At 32.7% G+C, this 16,131-nt stretch carries 12 protein-coding genes; 2 read left to right on the top strand and 10 right to left on the bottom strand.

The annotated features are described in order from the left end of the window. The first annotated feature begins 675 nt into the window (after window positions 1-675). Window positions 676-1,059, top strand: a complete 384-nt coding sequence (locus tag DNC80_RS07780; RefSeq protein WP_182650605.1) for an HU family DNA-binding protein — start codon at window positions 676-678, stop codon at window positions 1,057-1,059. 298 nt (window positions 1,060-1,357) lie between these two features. Here DNC80_RS07780 and DNC80_RS07785 read toward each other — a convergent pair whose 3' ends face one another. The 3 genes from DNC80_RS07785 to trpS form a co-directional block, all read right to left on the bottom strand. Continuing rightward, on the bottom strand, window positions 1,358-6,127 hold the full coding sequence (locus tag DNC80_RS07785) for a T9SS-dependent choice-of-anchor J family protein (RefSeq protein ID WP_182650607.1): 4,770 nt from the start codon (window positions 6,125-6,127) through the stop codon (window positions 1,358-1,360). 871 nt (window positions 6,128-6,998) lie between these two features. Continuing rightward, entirely contained in the window at window positions 6,999-7,679 is a 681-nt protein-coding gene (locus tag DNC80_RS07790) for a hypothetical protein (protein ID WP_182650608.1), read from the bottom strand. A 194-nt stretch (window positions 7,680-7,873) separates the two neighbouring features. After that, complete coding sequence (gene trpS / locus DNC80_RS07795) at window positions 7,874-8,848, bottom strand: tryptophan--tRNA ligase (RefSeq protein WP_182650610.1); 975 nt, start codon at window positions 8,846-8,848, stop codon at window positions 7,874-7,876. 246 nt (window positions 8,849-9,094) lie between these two features. Here trpS and DNC80_RS07800 point away from each other — a divergent pair, with 246 nt between their 5' ends. Then, window positions 9,095-9,856 carry a 1-acyl-sn-glycerol-3-phosphate acyltransferase gene (locus DNC80_RS07800; RefSeq protein WP_182650612.1) on the top strand — a complete coding sequence of 254 codons (762 nt, stop codon included), beginning with the start codon at window positions 9,095-9,097 and terminating at the stop codon, window positions 9,854-9,856. On the opposite strand, the gene DNC80_RS07805 is transcribed toward DNC80_RS07800, so the two are convergent. The 7 genes from DNC80_RS07805 to DNC80_RS07835 form a co-directional block, all read right to left on the bottom strand. Then, entirely contained in the window at window positions 9,840-11,240 is a 1,401-nt protein-coding gene (locus tag DNC80_RS07805; RefSeq protein WP_182650614.1) for a hypothetical protein, read from the bottom strand. The genes DNC80_RS07800 and DNC80_RS07805 overlap by 17 nt on opposite strands. Further along, on the bottom strand, window positions 11,230-11,778 hold the full coding sequence (locus DNC80_RS07810; RefSeq protein WP_182650616.1) for a sigma-70 family RNA polymerase sigma factor: 549 nt from the start codon (window positions 11,776-11,778) through the stop codon (window positions 11,230-11,232). Before DNC80_RS07810 ends, DNC80_RS07805 begins: the two co-directional genes overlap by 11 nt. A 15-nt stretch (window positions 11,779-11,793) precedes the next feature. Then, window positions 11,794-12,204 carry a hypothetical protein gene (locus DNC80_RS07815; RefSeq protein WP_182650618.1) on the bottom strand — a complete coding sequence of 137 codons (411 nt, stop codon included), beginning with the start codon at window positions 12,202-12,204 and terminating at the stop codon, window positions 11,794-11,796. Between the two features lie 153 nt (window positions 12,205-12,357). Next, window positions 12,358-13,365: a recombinase RecA gene (gene recA, locus DNC80_RS07820; RefSeq protein WP_144890513.1), complete on the bottom strand. Its 1,008-nt coding sequence runs from the start codon at window positions 13,363-13,365 to the stop codon at window positions 12,358-12,360. A gap of 179 nt (window positions 13,366-13,544) precedes the next feature. After that, on the bottom strand, window positions 13,545-14,057 hold the full coding sequence (locus DNC80_RS07825; protein ID WP_182650620.1) for an acyl-CoA thioesterase: 513 nt from the start codon (window positions 14,055-14,057) through the stop codon (window positions 13,545-13,547). A 35-nt stretch (window positions 14,058-14,092) separates the two neighbouring features. Then, the gene (locus DNC80_RS07830) at window positions 14,093-14,476 is read right to left on the bottom strand and encodes a DoxX family protein (protein ID WP_182650622.1); all 384 of its coding nucleotides are present in this window, start codon (window positions 14,474-14,476) and stop codon (window positions 14,093-14,095) included. A 5-nt stretch (window positions 14,477-14,481) separates the two neighbouring features. Continuing rightward, complete coding sequence (locus DNC80_RS07835) at window positions 14,482-15,630, bottom strand: DNA polymerase III subunit delta' (protein WP_182650624.1); 1,149 nt, start codon at window positions 15,628-15,630, stop codon at window positions 14,482-14,484. Between the last annotated feature and the right edge of the window lie 501 nt (window positions 15,631-16,131).

The raw sequence follows: 16,131 nt of genomic DNA on the forward strand, positions 1-16,131 counted from the left end.
TTTTTAAAATTATGTGGTCAAAGTTTTTATGCTTTAATTTTAATTATAGTAAGTATTTAGCTATTCGTTTTGAAAACAATTTTTGTTAATTATAGACAAATATCATTTCTGGAATTTTATAATTATATAAAATAAATTATATATTTTTATGAAAAAACCTTTCCCTTAAGAGATTTGACTACTATTTCATAAATCTTTAACGGTTGCAAATGTAAGTTCTTTAATTCAAAAAAGAATAATATTTTCATAATTACTACTTTATTTAATAGAATGTTTCTTTTTAATCTGATCCGTTTTCTCCTTTTATTCAATCACAGTAGTTTAAAATTATTTGGTATTGACAGTATATAATAAGTACTACCATTCAATGTTGTACTATTTTGTGAGTTAATTTTGATCTAATTAATTCAATATTATAAAAAATTAGACTCGCTAAACAAACAAATAACGTTTGCAGACTTTAATCTCAACAGCTGTTTTTTTTATAGACCGTTTTGTGAATTTTTATTGTTGATTTTTCAAAATGACCGCGGTTGTTTTTTGATGTGGCCTTGGTCAATTAATAATGTGACCGTCGTAGTTTATTAAAATGACCATGGTTGTTTGTAGAACCTATCAAAACAAATTAGTAGTTTTGTAAAGAGCGCTTTAAAAAAACTACAAAAACATTCCATTATGGCAATACATATCACTGCAGCTGGTAAAACAAATCCTAGACAACCCGCACAACCTATGTTGTATTATCCTAGAGCCATTCAAACGGGTGAAGTAAATTTAGACGATTTAACAGAGCAAATTTCAATGAGCACAACCTTAACAGAAACGGACTGCCATGCCGTAATTATCAGTTTAGTCAATACCGTTTCCAAAGCTTTAGACGATGGAAAAATTGTAAGACTTGGTCAATTAGGTACGTTTCAAGTAAGTGTAAAAGGTACAGCAAGCTCATCAGCCGAAGGGGTTTCTGCGAAAAACGTTACTGCTGCCTCTATTGTTTTTAGACCTGGCGTTCGATTTAAAAAAATGTTAAAGCAGTTGACTTTTACTCGTAAGAAATAGTGTTTAATCTATGGAGTTCTAATTTTTTAATTCCCAAAAGGATAAAATGATACGAGCTGTTTATGTTTAACGTGCTTTAATATTCTGTTACATTTTTTTGTAATTCCCGATCTCTCGTATTTTTAAAATTTTTCATATAAGCGGTCGTGTACAAAAGCTCGCGAAGTTTTAAGAAAGAAAATTTTGCATATCCAAGAGCTCGTTTTTAAGAATAGTTTTTATTTATCAAATTAACTAATCAACTAATCAAACTTAAGATAACATTCGCCTTCTGAAGAAAACGTTTTTTAATTAATTTTTATGATGAGACAATTATCTTAATAACCTTGATTTTATTTTCTGAAGTAATTTTTACAAAATATATCCCATTAGATAATTTTTTTGTGTCAATACTTACTTTGTTAGCGTTATAGCTTTGTTTAAAAATTGACTGACCCGTTACTGATATGATTTCTATATCATTAATGATATAATTATTTTCAATATTTAAAATATTAGATACGGGGTTTGGATAATATTTGAGTCCAATAAAATTATTTTCATAAATTGATAACAGTGATGTTTGGTTAAATTTTAAATTATCTAAATAGGCGTGATCACCAATATTTACTGCTGATTTCCCAATATGCTGAAGAGAAATAGAAATAGATCCGCCTACATAAGGTGTTAAATCGTAATGTAAAGTACGCATTGGATCTAAATTCATTGAATTTGGTTTTAGTACATCTCCAATAACGTTACCGTTTACAACTACTCTAAACATAGATTCATCACTGCTTTCATTAAATGTTTGTTTTAAATCGAAGGACATAAATAAACTCGTCATTCCTGAGGCGTTTATTTTCATATTAACTTTAGTAATATTATTTTGATTACTTAGCCAAGTGTTGATTTGATTCGACATCCATGGAACGGACGAAGAATTAGAACCAGCCATTTTCAGTAATTTATTTGTACTACTATTTACTTCTGATTGAATTGTGGCCAAACTATTTTTAGTATTTTCTACAATTAATTTATTGTTTGCACTATTTTGAAAATCAAATATTTCACTGTTATTTGTAATAATGTTTGTATAAGCTTCTTTCAATTCAAAATTATCTAATATCATATTTGTAGATCCAGAAGCTTGTGCTTGAAGAATAAAACTATAATCACCCGAGATGATAGGTGTAAAAATAAAACTATTTGAATGGTATCTATATTCACTCAATAGGCCTATTCTGCTAAGTTCCGTTTCCATATAGTGCATCATATTTCCTCTTCCGACATACATGCGAAGATTCTGTGCATCATATTCGTAAGATTTTCTAGCATCTAAACTAAATTTATAAGTAGTTCCCGCTTTTAAATTGAAGGTTGGAGATATAATTCCTGTGTAACCACTTGGGCCAGTAAAACTATTAATCCATAGATAAGTGTTATCTCCATTGCCATTTAAGGTGTGATCCCCATTATAAAAATCAGTTTTCAAAAGAAGTGGACTATTGTATGAAGTAATAGTTCCACCCTCAAGTCTACTAAAACAAGTAGGGAGTAAATTATTTCCATATTGTGATAAACTATTAAAATTTTCAATCCATGGTAATTGTTTTATATCACATGTTGTCGTAAAATTTTTAGGACCTACTATTATAGATTCGCCAGACGCACAAGTAGTTTTAAAATAAAAATCATATTTTGTTGATGATTGTAAATTTGTAATTAAAACTTCATTTAAATTACTATTAACAGTGATGCCTGTTCCTTGGGTAAACCCAGTAATACCATATTCTATAACAACATTCTCGCCATTAGTATTGTCCCATTTAACTAATGCAGAATTACTCGAGATGTTTAAAAACTGGATATTAATTGGTTCTATGCAGTTGTTTTGATCTAAATATCTAAAATCATCAATATTATAAGTGTTTGAAAAGTCACTACCGGCTAATTTAAAGGCTACATGCTTATTTGTACCCACATAATTAGTAAAATCTACATTTATTTCTTTTCCATAAGCAGGCATATTAGCAGTATCTAAAATTTGATATGGCGAAAATGTTGTTAAGTCTAAGGGGTTTGACAAAGTTCCAATGGTAACAACCTGTGGTGAGCTACTATTATTTTTATTTATCCAAAATTTAACTCGCTTCGTATTAGTAAAATCACCTAAATAGGGAGATATAAAATAAGTAGGTTTATTTGTATCATTAGAATTGTAAAAATAACCTGAATTTGGTGCGCTGTTAAAATTTGTAAAATGATATCTTCCTACTCCAGCATAAATATTCTCATTAGAATTTTCGTTTGTACTCCAGCAAAAGTTAGGAATAAGATATCCATTTGAAGCGGGATATTGATCAAAATTTTCTGTAAAAGGAGCATTTACTGTACACGATATTTTAAACTCATATAAATTACTCCAGTTTACAATATTAGTAGTACAGATGTTTCTAACTCTATATTGGTATTTAGTGTTTAAATTTAAATTAGGTATTTCCAATGGTAAGCTTGTAGTTGTTAAAAGTGTACCGGCTCCGGGTGTAAACCCTATTGGTCCATATTCAATTTCACAGTTAATGGGATTATTATTGTTTGTTTTCCAAGTTAACGTAGCACTGCTAGCACCATTTTGAGCAGCTGTCAAGGAACTTGGACGCGAACATTGATTATCGGTATAGACAAAATCGTCTATGAATAGTAAATAATTACTTGTATTACTATTAAACATTCTTATGCCAATAAATTTATTAGTACCATAATAATTTGAAAAATCTACAGAGTAATTTTTCCATTGATTTATTGCAAATCCAGTCGTAATGCTTTCATAAGGAACAAAAGTGCTATAATCTTCAGGATCTGACAAAGTTCCAATTTGAATTGATGTTAATGTAGAATAACTGTCTGATGGAACATAAGCCCAAAAAGAAATTTTTCGTTCATTATTTAAATCAAGAAGTCTCGGAGTTACTAAAATAGATTTTTCATTTACTAGTACGTCTGGACTATTTTTAAAACCATTAATCATTATTAATTTTGTTCCAGAATGCGCAGTAGATGAACCTCCATATGGTGGTGTAGTATAATTAATAAACGCATCTGGACTATAAAATCTATCTCTTATATCTGGCGTTGTTCTTGACCAACAAGTGTTCAAATTAAAACTATCATTTTCAAAATCGTAGGCATATCCAGTTGTAACTCCAGTGCATTTTGTTTTAAAAACTCCTTTGTCAGACCAATTACTATAATTAGTTCCACATTTGCTTCTTACATAAAAGTCATAATTTGTAAAACTAGATAAATTGCTTATTGTGGATACTGTTGATGTACTAGAGACTGTTATTCCGTTTCCAATTGCAAAACCAGAAACTCCGTATTGAATTTCCCATTCTTCATTGTTTGGAGTATTGTTGTTTTCCCAACTTATTTTTGCAGATTCAAAATCAGATTTTATTAGTTTAAGATTTACAGGTTCTTTACACGCGGGTATTGACTCGTATGTAAAATCATCTATATTAAATCTAGAGCTATTGGAGTCTAAATTATTTTGTTTGATTGCAATATAATGATGATTATTAGTGACATTGTAATTATCTAAATAAACAATATGTTCTTTCCAGTAGTCATTAGTTTTGTAGCCATTGATTTCATTAATTTCAGTAGGTAAAATAGTTTTGAGTGCTATAAATGTACCTGCATCATCTGGATTTGACATAGTGCCAATAGTCAAGGAGTTTTTGTTATAAGCGGATCCATCAACATCACTGATTAAGAAAAACTTAATGCTTTTTGTATTATCTAAATCAGTAATATACGGTGTTATAATGAAAGATTTTTGTGTGTTAGAAGTAACTTTATTCACCATGCTAATGTATCTACTTCCAGTTCTTGGCTTCAGGGTATGACCTATTAATGGCGCTTGATCAATAGAAGCTCCACTTTCTAATTTTGTCCAACAAGGATTAAAAAAAGGGGTTTCCAAAAAAGAGGTTTTATATCCACTAGATATTGTGGAGCATGAAGTTCTAAAAGTTTGGACAGGTGTCCAGTTTGAGTATAAACCTGGGGCGCAATTTGCCCTAACTTTTACTTCATAGTTTGTATTGCCTACTAAGTTTTCAAGTATATAGTTCTTATTTGTACTAATATTAATTGTTTGTGTAATATCACGTGTGATGTCTTTCAAATGTAATTCCCAGCTAGTTTGAGCAGTATCAGCATTAAAATTCACTATTGCCTTATCTTCGCTGACATTGCTCACACTTAAATTAGTATTGTCATAACAATTTACAGATTGATCATAACTAAAATCATCTAGGTAAATATCACCAGTAGCACCCATATTTTTTATTGCGATGTATTTATCTTGACCGTTATAATTATTTAAGAAAACTTCTATTTTATTAAATGTACCACCAGTAAGCATCACTGTTTTTAATGGATGGAAAGTAGTAGGATCATAAGGATCAGTAACTGTACCCAAAACAAGGGGATAATTTCCTTGAAAACCATTAGCATATATTGAAAATTTTTTATCTGCTGCAAGATCATTTAATTTTGGCGATACTAATATTAATCCATAGTTATAGTACCATCCCATATACACAGATTTACCTGTAGAACCATTAGCCAAAACGTTGGTTTCTAAAATATTACTATTTGAGTTTTCCGTTGTGTTTTGTATTCTATACCCACGCCAACCTTCAGCTATAGCAGAAGTATTAAAATTAAAACTATATCCTACAGATTTTGAAATAGCAGCATAATCTGAATTTATCGTAAAATAGTCTTCCCACGCACCAGCTTGCGCAAAAATACTATGAAAATTTCTGCTAAAATCCCACGAAATAAACGGATTGAGTTTAATCGTTGAAATATTAGCTGAATAAATTAATGCTGAATAAGTTTCGTCATTGCTTCCAGTTGCTTTATATCTGTATTTCCAATAAGTGGAGTTATTTCCCTGGATAGTGAAATTACCATTAATATCTAATTTTACAACTTGTGACTTTGCACTAAATATAAAAAAATTTAAGAATAGAATTATCATAATTCTATTCTTAAATAGATGTACTGTTTTCATGAAATTGGGTTATTTTCGGTAAATGTATAAAAATATTTTAGTATCTTACATTCTATCATTATGTATTAAATACCAGCTCTTTGAAGTATCATGAATTGATATTCATTACGTAAGCATAATAAAAGTCTCCCGACTTTTTGGAAAAGCGTAATATAAAATCTACAGATCTGCTTATCAATTTATAAGTTCTACTTGAAGAAAACAAATAAATTAGAGAATAGCCAAACTGTTATTATGTAGTTTTTTATACATTTTGATAAGCCAATCATTTTAAAAGTATTTACAAGAAAAGGTCGTGAGAATTTTATCGCGTTTATCTTTTTTAAGAACTTTAAAAAAAAAAACTCAAAGTCATGATTCTTTGCATAACCCGAATGATAACTTATTTACTATTAGTAGAGTAAGGTCATTCGCGCAGCAGCCCACCGTTTTAAGAACGTTTTTTTAGAATACTTCTAGCAGCTGGGAGATATATCCGCGCGATTGGGTAAACGTTGCAACAATTTTAGGTGTTGCTTTTTTTGTTTTTACTTGTATTATTTGACTTTGATTGCGGGTTGCCGCGTTGCAAACGCTACGAATCTTTTTAGAAGGTAAGTAGGCACTCGTTGCAAACGAGCACCAGTGGGAACTTTGTGGGCACGGATTGCAAATCCTCGCTATCGTGTGCAGAGACATATCGCCAGCTGGAAATTTCAAAACAAAAAAGCAACAAGTAAAATTGTTGCTTTTTTGTTTTTACTTGTATTATTTGACTTTGATTGTGGGCACGGAATGCACCCGAGCGATAGCGAACTGACGAAGTAATTCCGCGCTATCAATATCGAGAATGCTCGTCATATCCGAGCCATCGGGGGTTCTAAATTTGATGTTAAATCAATAGGAGATTTTTTTGGAGGAGTTTAAACCTATCTGATTCTATCTTATTAATTTCATTATCTAAACTACTCTCTATATATGGAAAATAAGTTTCTTTGAAAAAATCCTTTATCGGATTATTCATGCAGACAATTGCAATAACATAAAACCTTAGAATCGTTGTATTTCCCATTGAAGAAGTTAGAAGGGCTTGGATTTTTTTTGCTTCTAACAACTCTTTTAGTTGCCTATTTACAGTATCAATATTTTTGTAGCTTTCAAAAAAATCAAATGCTGTTTTCGAATAAAATTCCTTAATTAATTCAGCAAATAATTCAATATCATTAACAGAATTAGTTATAAAACAGTTTTTATTTTCTGTTCCTGAAAATTTTAAACAATTAGGAATATAGTCAACTAAAGGACTTTTATGAATGGTGTAATAATTTAACAAACTACCACCTAATATTTTTTGTATTTCCTGTTCAATTATGTTAAACCGCTTTTCAGCAGATATACCGTATGAATCAAATTTATCGCCATACTCCAACCAACTAAAACTAATCCTACAACCTTCTCTTTCTGAATCCTTTGTGTAATAAATATTGTTTTCTATTTGATTGAAAATGTACCCTTCTTGTTCAAGAAAGGCACATTCTTTTTTAATTGTATTGATATATAATTCTCTGTTCATTTTTTATTTTAATGAGTTTATATCTTGAATGGTATTACCAGCTGCTCGAAGTATTCACAAAAAACGTTCTTAAAAACTGCGGGCTGCTGCGCGAATGTCTCTGACTTCGCGCCATTTTAAATTGTATTGTACCGCATATTCGCAGATTATATATTACTATAATCTGCGAATCCGCGGTTATCTTAGAAAGGTAATTATATTTCGAATCCTAGTTTTTCACGCACTTTTGCTAGCACTCCATTGGCCACGGCCGATGCTTTTTGAGCACCAATTTTTAAAAGTGCATCTACCTCGTTAAGATTGCTCATGTAGTAATTGTATTTTTCTCTTTCGGTTTTAAAGGTTTCGCAAATCAATTCAAACAAGGCTTGTTTGGCGTGACCGTAACCGTAATTGCCGCCTAGATAATTAGCTCGCATTGCTGCTAATTGTTCTTCATTTGCCAATAAAGCATAAATAGCAAAAGCATTGCAAGTATCTGGATTTTTAGGATCTTCAAGTGGTGTACTATCGGTTTCAATACTCATGACTTGTTTGCGTAAGGCTTTGTCATCCAGAAATATATTGATAATGTTGTTGGCTGATTTACTCATTTTTCCACCATTAGTACCTGGAATCAACATGCTGTCTTCTTGAATTTTAGCTTCAGGAAGGACAAAGGTTTCGCCCATTTGGTGATTGAATCTTGAGGCTACATCACGGGTGATCTCTAAATGTTGCAATTGGTCTTTTCCTACTGGTACAAACTCTGCATCGTACAATAAAATATCAGCGGCCATAAGCATAGGGTAGGAGAACAGTCCTGCATTGACATCATCTAGTCTGTCTGACTTGTCTTTGAAAGAATGTGCTAATGTCAAGCGTTGGAACGGGAAAAAACAGCTCAAGTACCAAGACAATTCTGCTGTTTGTGGAACATCTGATTGTCTGTAAAAAACGACCTTTTCTACATTCAATCCGCAAGCCAGCCATGCTGCTGCTGTGCTGTAGGTATTGGTTCGTAGTGTTGCTCCGTCTTTTATTTGGGTAACCGAATGCAAATCAGCAATGAACAAAAAAGATTCATTTTCGGGTTTGTTTGAGAGTGCTATTGCGGGTATAATTGCGCCAAGAAGATTTCCTAAATGTGGTGTCCCTGTACTTTGAACGCCGGTAAGTATTTTTGCCATTATGATTTTAACTTTTCCCGCAAAGTTCGCAAAGTTTTTTATTTATTACTGCAAAATTGTAAATTTTAAAAACAATCTAGCCTTATGAAGTTAGCGTTTTTATGTAAAGTATCATCATCTTGCGTTTCATAAATTATCATTTTGTACCAAGATAATTTTGGAGGTATCCTTCGTTTTAATTTTCATAAAAAAAAACACCCTACTTTTTTGGAGTATTTTACCTCTTGATTTCTTACTTTTGGAGCTATGAATGCAATCAAAATTATTTTTTGGGTATTGTGGCGTGTTTGGTTTTATGTTCTTATGGCACTACCCATTCTGGTCATGTTTCCCTTTTTAGTGCTGTCTATCGTGTCAGAGCGCGGTTATCCTTACTTTTTTAAGATGGCTCGTATTTGGGCCAAGTGTATCCTATTTGGTATGGGTTTTTATTATAAAATTGATGAAGACGAGGCTTTAATACCACACAAGAGTTATATGCTAGTGGCCAATCATACCTCTATGACTGACATTATGCTGATGCTGGCTATCACCAAGAACCCGTTTGTTTTTGTTGGTAAAAAAGAACTCTCTAAGATTCCCTTATTTGGTTTTTTTTATAAAAGAACGTGTATTCTTGTAGATAGAAATTCATCAAAAAGTAGGTTAGAAGTTTTTGATAGAGCCCAAAAAAGGATTCAACAAGGATTAAGCATTTGTATTTTTCCCGAAGGCGGTGTTCCTGATGATGAATCTATTGTATTGGATGCTTTCAAAGACGGTGCTTTTAGATTGGCAGTAGATCACGGACTTCCTATTGTGCCTATTACGCTACCTGATAATAAAAAACGATTTTCATTTACTTTTAGGAGTGGTAGTCCAGGTCTAATGCGTGTTAAAATCCATCATCACGTTTCCACTACAGCTGTTGATGGCGTAGATCGAAAAGAAATTCGAGACCAAGTGCGTTCCACCATTTACCATCAGTTGTTGTTATTTGCAGCAGGATCTTCTAAAACTCATAACTAATTCCGGTATATATTCCCATTACCATCGGCTTAAAGTTACTGCTGTTGTTTGTAAAAGTATTGATTTGGTACTTGAGCATGGGCTCTAAATTGAGTTGAAATGATTTTATGAGTTTGTAGCGTACTCCAAAGCCAAAATTAGTACTAAAGTGTACCGAATTTAAGTTGGTTGCACTGCCAAGTCTTTCATTGAATGAATTAGATTCCAATCGGACTTCATTATCATTTAAAAGTAATGTGCTGACCCCTGCAATGAGATGTATTCCTATTTTTTTATCGATTAACGCATAGGACATTTCAAAAGGGATTTCAAAATAATTCATCTGTTGGTTTAGTGCTCCTACGTTGTTTTTTTGTAAGTTTTTCTCAAAACCAGATAAAGTAGAACGGCTTTCGTTGTTTGTGATTTCTATAGATGAGGAATTCGTGAAATTAATGTTTGATACGCTATTACTTCGTAATCCAACAGTATAAGGTACATTGTTTGTATTGTAGCCTAACGCCAACCTGTTTATTCCACTGCGAAGGCTCATCTTTTGGGTCAAAGCATAGTGTATACCAATCCCATAACTCGCTGAGTTGTCATTCGTTTTTTTGTTTTGAGCCAGTTGAGGATCTAGTGCGGATCCGCTGCTGTTTGTGTTCAAATATAAGGCGGCAACAGTAGGTGTTATTTTCCATTTGTTACCCTTTTTTGGGTTAGATTCTGGAGTTGTATTTTTATCTCTTAAAATTTCTTCTAAAGAGTTTTTTGTAGCGCTCACCTCTTCATTTGATAGAGCTTGAGAGTTGTTAGACATTTCACTGTTAGCTATTGGCTTCTTTGATTGCGCATTTTGTACGGCTGTGATTTCTTTTGTAACGACACTGTTATCTTGTTGTTGTGCTAATGCTAATCCTTCCGAAGCTACCGCAGCGTTTGTACTTACCGATGGATTATTTTTTTGGATATGAACGAGATAATCCTTTTTATTCTTCTTTTGGTTCGAATTGATTTTAGGTCCAGTAACTCGTATAGTTTTTTCATAATTCGTTTGAGTTGGTTGTTGGTTAGTCACTACTTGTTGAAGCCCCTTATCAGTGTGGACAGGTTTGGTAGTGAACCTTTTTTTGAGGAGCGTTTCTTTTTCAATAGCTTTAGATTGGTTTACGATCTTTATTACAGGTTTTGAGCCCGCATATTGTGTTTTTTGAGTTATCAATAACCCTACCAATAATGAGGCTGCAATCCCACTTATTTTAAGCCAGAATGGTAAAACCTTTCGTTTTTTCTTTCTTTTGCGTAAACTCAGTTCAATAGCCTCCCACACCTGTGGCTCAGGTTGGGCTTCAAAATCCTTAAATTGCTCTTGAAAATACCGGTCTATATTTTTTTTATCGTGCATTGTATTTTGTTCTTGTAGGGTTACCGGAATAGGAATTTATTTTTTCTCTCAAAATCATTCGGGCTCGAGCCAAATTTGATTTGGTTGTACCCGTAGTGATATTGAGTATTTCGGCAATTTCCTTGTGTGAATAGCCGTCTAGTACATATAGACTAAATACTAAACGGTATTGATCAGGTAATTCTTGTACCATTTTGAGTAGCGTTTCCAGTGCTATAGGTTCATCATCAATTGTAATTTCTTCTTCAGCTAGGTCGGTATCCACAATATTCAAAAACCGTACGTCTTTAAATTTCTGTAAGGCATTGTTAATCATAACTCTTTTGGCCCAACCTTCAAAAGAACCCTTGTTGCTAAATTGATTGATTTTATCCAAGATGAGTATAAAACCATCATGCAAATTGTCTTGTGCATCTGAATAACTCTTAGAATATTTGAGGCAGACTCCAAAAAGTTTTTTTGCAAACAGTACATACAGCTCCTCTTGTGCTTTTGGACAGTTTTTTTTACAGTTTGCAATGATTTGATCTAACCCCACGTTTGGATGTTCTATTTAGTTTTCCACTTTAATTTCTTTTTCTTCAAATTGCGACACCCCATTAGCGTCTTTGCCTTTGTAAAATTTAAAAATATACGATCCCGTATTGGTTACATAAAACTGAAAAGAAACTTCAGATAAAGGAGGCAATGCTTGGTTACAAATTTGATCTTTATCTACTACAGCTTGTATACCAATGGTTCTTACGTTGAGGTTTTTATCGTAGTAAATTCCTTGATATTCATAGCAACTGCTTGGTTTTTGGTATTTGAGTGTAATGGTGTAGGTTTCCCCTAGCTTAAAAGAAGCTGGAACTTCATAACTAGCTACAGGCAACACCTCATAACTATAGTTTGGGTAATCGTTGTCTGGGCTACAAGACAGGAATGAGGCCCATAATAGTGCTAAAGCAATAATTTTTTTCATCTTTTTACATTTTTAGAATTCGACACTTATTTCAAAGGGTTGGGTTGAATTGTATTTTCGGCCCAAACATTTGTTTTTTTAAATAGAGGTATCTTTGATAAAAAGGTTGCGTTTAAAGCAAAAAAAACCCGATAAAATCGGGTTTTTAAAAAATTATTCTCCAGCTAATTCTTTAATTCTAGCTTTAATTTTTAGCTCTAGCTCATCGGCTAATTCTGGATTGTCTTTAATTAAGGTTTTAACAGCATCACGACCTTGACCTAATTTGGTTTCGCCATAACTAAACCAAGAACCTGCTTTCTTAATGATTTCAAATTCAACAGCTAGGTCCAGTATTTCTCCCGTTTTTGAAATTCCTTCACCGTACATGATATCAAATTCGGCTACTTTAAATGGCGGTGCCACTTTGTTTTTAACCACTTTTACTTTGGTTCTGTTTCCTAGAACATTATCACCATCTTTTATTTGTGTAGAACGACGAATGTCTAATCGTACAGATGCATAAAATTTCAAGGCATTACCACCCGTTGTAGTTTCTGGATTACCAAACATAACACCGATTTTCTCTCTCAACTGGTTGATGAAAAATACCGTACAGTTTGTTTTGCTAATGGTTCCAGTCAATTTTCTTAAAGCTTGTGACATCAATCTTGCGTGCAATCCCATTTTAGAATCACCCATTTCTCCTTCAATTTCACTTTTTGGAGTCAAGGCAGCTACGGAGTCAATTACTACAATATCAATAGCGCCTGAGCGAATTAAGTTTTCAGCAATTTCTAAGGCTTGTTCTCCGTTATCAGGTTGAGATATAATTAGGTTTTCAATATCTACCCCTAATTTTTCTGCATAATTTCTATCAAATGCGTGCTCTGCATCTATAAAAGCTGCAATTCCACCTGCTTTTTGAGCTTCGGCAATAGCATGCAACGTTAAAGTTGTTTTACCGGATGATTCTGGTCCGTAGATTTCGATAATTCTTCCTTTTGGATATCCATTTACGCCAAGAGCCAAATCTATTCCTAAAGATCCCGAAGAAATTGTTTCTACTTCTTCGATGGCTTTATCTCCCATTTTCATCACAGTACCTTTTCCGTAGGTCTTGTCTAGTTTGTCAAGCGTAAGTTGTAACGCTTTTAATTTAGATTCTTTTTCTGTACTCATCTTCTCTTTTACCTTTTCTTTCATCTATTTTTTGTTTGTAACGCTATGGATTCAAGTGGTGTACAATGATAACCACTATTTGATTATTGCAATTGATATATTGTTTTTGTAAAAATACTTCTTTTTCAATTACAATTTTTTCTTTCGATAAAAATTTGAAATCTATTTCTAGTTTATTGTTAATTGGTAAACAAAGCCTTCAATTCTGTGGCGTCATGCGGGTTCATTTTTCCAGCCAAAACTAAGCTCAATTGTTTACGTCTAAGTGCTGCTTCAAAACGTTGTTTTTCCAGTTCTGTTTCGGGAACAATTTGAGGTACTTCTACAGGTCTACCAGTGTCATCTACAGCTACAAAGGTATAGATGGCTTCGTTTGCTTTGGTTTTATTTCCAGATTCTCTATCCTCTACCCAAATATCAATATATATTTCCATTGAACTTTTAAAAGCTCTCGAAACTTTAGCTTCAACAGTAACTACGCTCCCTAGCGGAATGGCTCTATTGAACGCAACATGATTTACAGATGCGGTAACTACAATTCGGCGGGAATGTCTTCTTGCAGCTATACTTGCAGCACGATCCATTCTTGCCAGCAATTCACCTCCAAAAAGGTTGTTCAAAGGATTTGTTTCACTCGGTAAAACAAGATCGGTGAGTGTTGTTAAAGACTCAGATGGATTTTTTGGTGTCATAAATATAAAAAGTTCTTTTTTCTAAAAATAATAATTTAGTTCAACAAATATACGGCTAAAATAGCGGGTATAAAGTAAATTACAATGGTTCTTGCTCCATCATAATCCTTGGCCAAACGCTGACCAAAAAGCAGCATCAATAAGGTAATACATGCAAATACAGCTCCGTAATACCCAAACACTCTTCCGTTATTGATGAACAATTCAATGCAACCTACAACACTTAATATTCCCGTAATTAGTTCTAGAACGAGAATGTTGAGCAAAGCTAGTGGCACTTGATTTTTAAGCGGAGTATTGGCAAAATGTCCTTTTAACCATGCTACATTGTCTTTCCAATAAAACAGTTTGTCATAACTGGATTGTAAAAAGGTAATAGCCAAAAAAATTAAAATTAAAATTGAAGTAGTGTTGTTCATAGGTTTTATTTTTTATGGATTAATCGTGTTAGTTTTATAGACAAGTCGGTTAGGATAATTTTGGCATTTCCATTTCTTTCAATGTGATACATGGCATCTGATAGTTCTTTATAGATGTCAAGAATGTTATTTCCGTTTACAAAAGGAGCAAAATTCTCTAGTTTGAACTTCTCTACTTTAGGTTCTATGTAAACAAGAGATGGTGTTTGATAGTTAAGCAACAAAGCTTGTCGAAACATTTGAATACAAAACTGTAAAAATTCTTTTTGTGTTTCTCTACCTAAAACGGCTATTTGTTCACTCCATTGTATCAAATCTTGAATGGCAGCTGCATTTCCTTTTGCCCTAAATGCGGCACGTACCCAATCAACAAACCATTTTTCAAAAAAATCGGTTTCTCTATTGGGTTGCAACAATTGCTGTGCTTTATTATAATTTCCTTGGGCTTGATGTGCTATTTTTTGCGCTGTTGCGGCATCAACTTCCCATTCTTTCTCTAAGGCTTGGGCTATTGTAGACTCACTTAAACCATTAAAATGCAATACTTGACAGCGGGATCTAATGGTTTGTATAATATCTTCTTCGTTTTCAGAAATTAAAATAAACACAGTCTTATCACTTGGTTCTTCTAATAATTTCAACAATTTATTAGAGGCGGGTATGTTCAGCTTATCGGCCATCCATACAATCATGATTTTGTAACCTCCTTCAAATGATTTAAGAGCTAGTGATTTTAAAATCTCTTGTGCATCTTCAACTCTTATTTCCCCTTGTTTGTTTTTTACGTCTAATACTTGGTACCAGTCAAACAAGCTACCGTACGGTTTTTTCTCTATGAATTCCCTCCATTCCGTAATAAAATCTAAGCTTTTGGGTTTTCCTTTTATGGCATCGGTGCTAACTGTGGGGTATATAAAATGCAAATCAGGATGTGCAAATTTCTCAAATTTGATGTTACAAGCTGCATTAGTTCCCTCGTTTTCACCTTGTGTGTTATTACAAATAATGTATTGTGCATAGGCTATAGCCATGGGTAATGTCCCAGATCCCTCAGGCCCAACAAACAGTTGCGCGTGTGGAATCCTTCCCAAACTAGCATTTTTTGTCAAGTGACTCTTAATGTGCTCTTGCCCTAATATATCTGAAAATTGCATGAAGCAAAGATAATAGAAAATGATTGAGACATAAATTTTTCAATTTTTAATTTTAAAAAAGAGTGGTCTTTCTCCATTCACATATTAGAAAACCTAGATTACGGTATGTTTTTTTTGGTTAACCAAATCCTGAATTTCATATTAAGTTTCATAGTATTGAAATTACTTTTTATTAAGTCGTTAAACATTTTTTATTTTTTTAAACAAGAACTCCTTCAAATGAATTGTTTAAAAGGGATGTTAATGTTTTTTAAAATTTTATGAATTTTTTTTTATTTAACATTTATGGGAGCTGACAGGTTTTTTTAACTTTTTTTTAATTTATTTTTAAGGTTTTGTATTTTTTGGCATTCCTTTTGTAATATACTTTATAACATGTATTTGTACTTTCATATTTTATTTTAAAAGGGAAGCACAAGTTGATAAGCTAATAAGCAACCAAAGATTTTTTAAAAAAAAACGTAGTAATTAAGCAACTTTTATTACTTTTAAGAATCATAT

The organism is Flavobacterium sp. SOK18b (assembly GCF_014156605.1).
GTDB lineage: Bacteria > Bacteroidota > Bacteroidia > Flavobacteriales > Flavobacteriaceae > Flavobacterium > Flavobacterium tiangeerense.

Coding starts and splice junctions, on each gene's coding strand:
- DNC80_RS07780 (WP_182650605.1), top strand. CDS start 676: ATGGCAATACATATCACTGCAGCTGGTAAAACAAATCCTAGACAACCC.
- DNC80_RS07785 (WP_182650607.1), bottom strand. CDS start 6,127: ATGAAAACAGTACATCTATTTAAGAATAGAATTATGATAATTCTATTC.
- DNC80_RS07790 (WP_182650608.1), bottom strand. CDS start 7,679: ATGAACAGAGAATTATATATCAATACAATTAAAAAAGAATGTGCCTTT.
- trpS (WP_182650610.1), bottom strand. CDS start 8,848: ATGGCAAAAATACTTACCGGCGTTCAAAGTACAGGGACACCACATTTA.
- DNC80_RS07800 (WP_182650612.1), top strand. CDS start 9,095: ATGAATGCAATCAAAATTATTTTTTGGGTATTGTGGCGTGTTTGGTTT.
- DNC80_RS07805 (WP_182650614.1), bottom strand. CDS start 11,240: ATGCACGATAAAAAAAATATAGACCGGTATTTTCAAGAGCAATTTAAG.
- DNC80_RS07815 (WP_182650618.1), bottom strand. CDS start 12,204: ATGAAAAAAATTATTGCTTTAGCACTATTATGGGCCTCATTCCTGTCT.
- recA (WP_144890513.1), bottom strand. CDS start 13,365: ATGAGTACAGAAAAAGAATCTAAATTAAAAGCGTTACAACTTACGCTT.
- DNC80_RS07825 (WP_182650620.1), bottom strand. CDS start 14,057: ATGACACCAAAAAATCCATCTGAGTCTTTAACAACACTCACCGATCTT.
- DNC80_RS07830 (WP_182650622.1), bottom strand. CDS start 14,476: ATGAACAACACTACTTCAATTTTAATTTTAATTTTTTTGGCTATTACC.
- DNC80_RS07835 (WP_182650624.1), bottom strand. CDS start 15,630: ATGCAATTTTCAGATATATTAGGGCAAGAGCACATTAAGAGTCACTTG.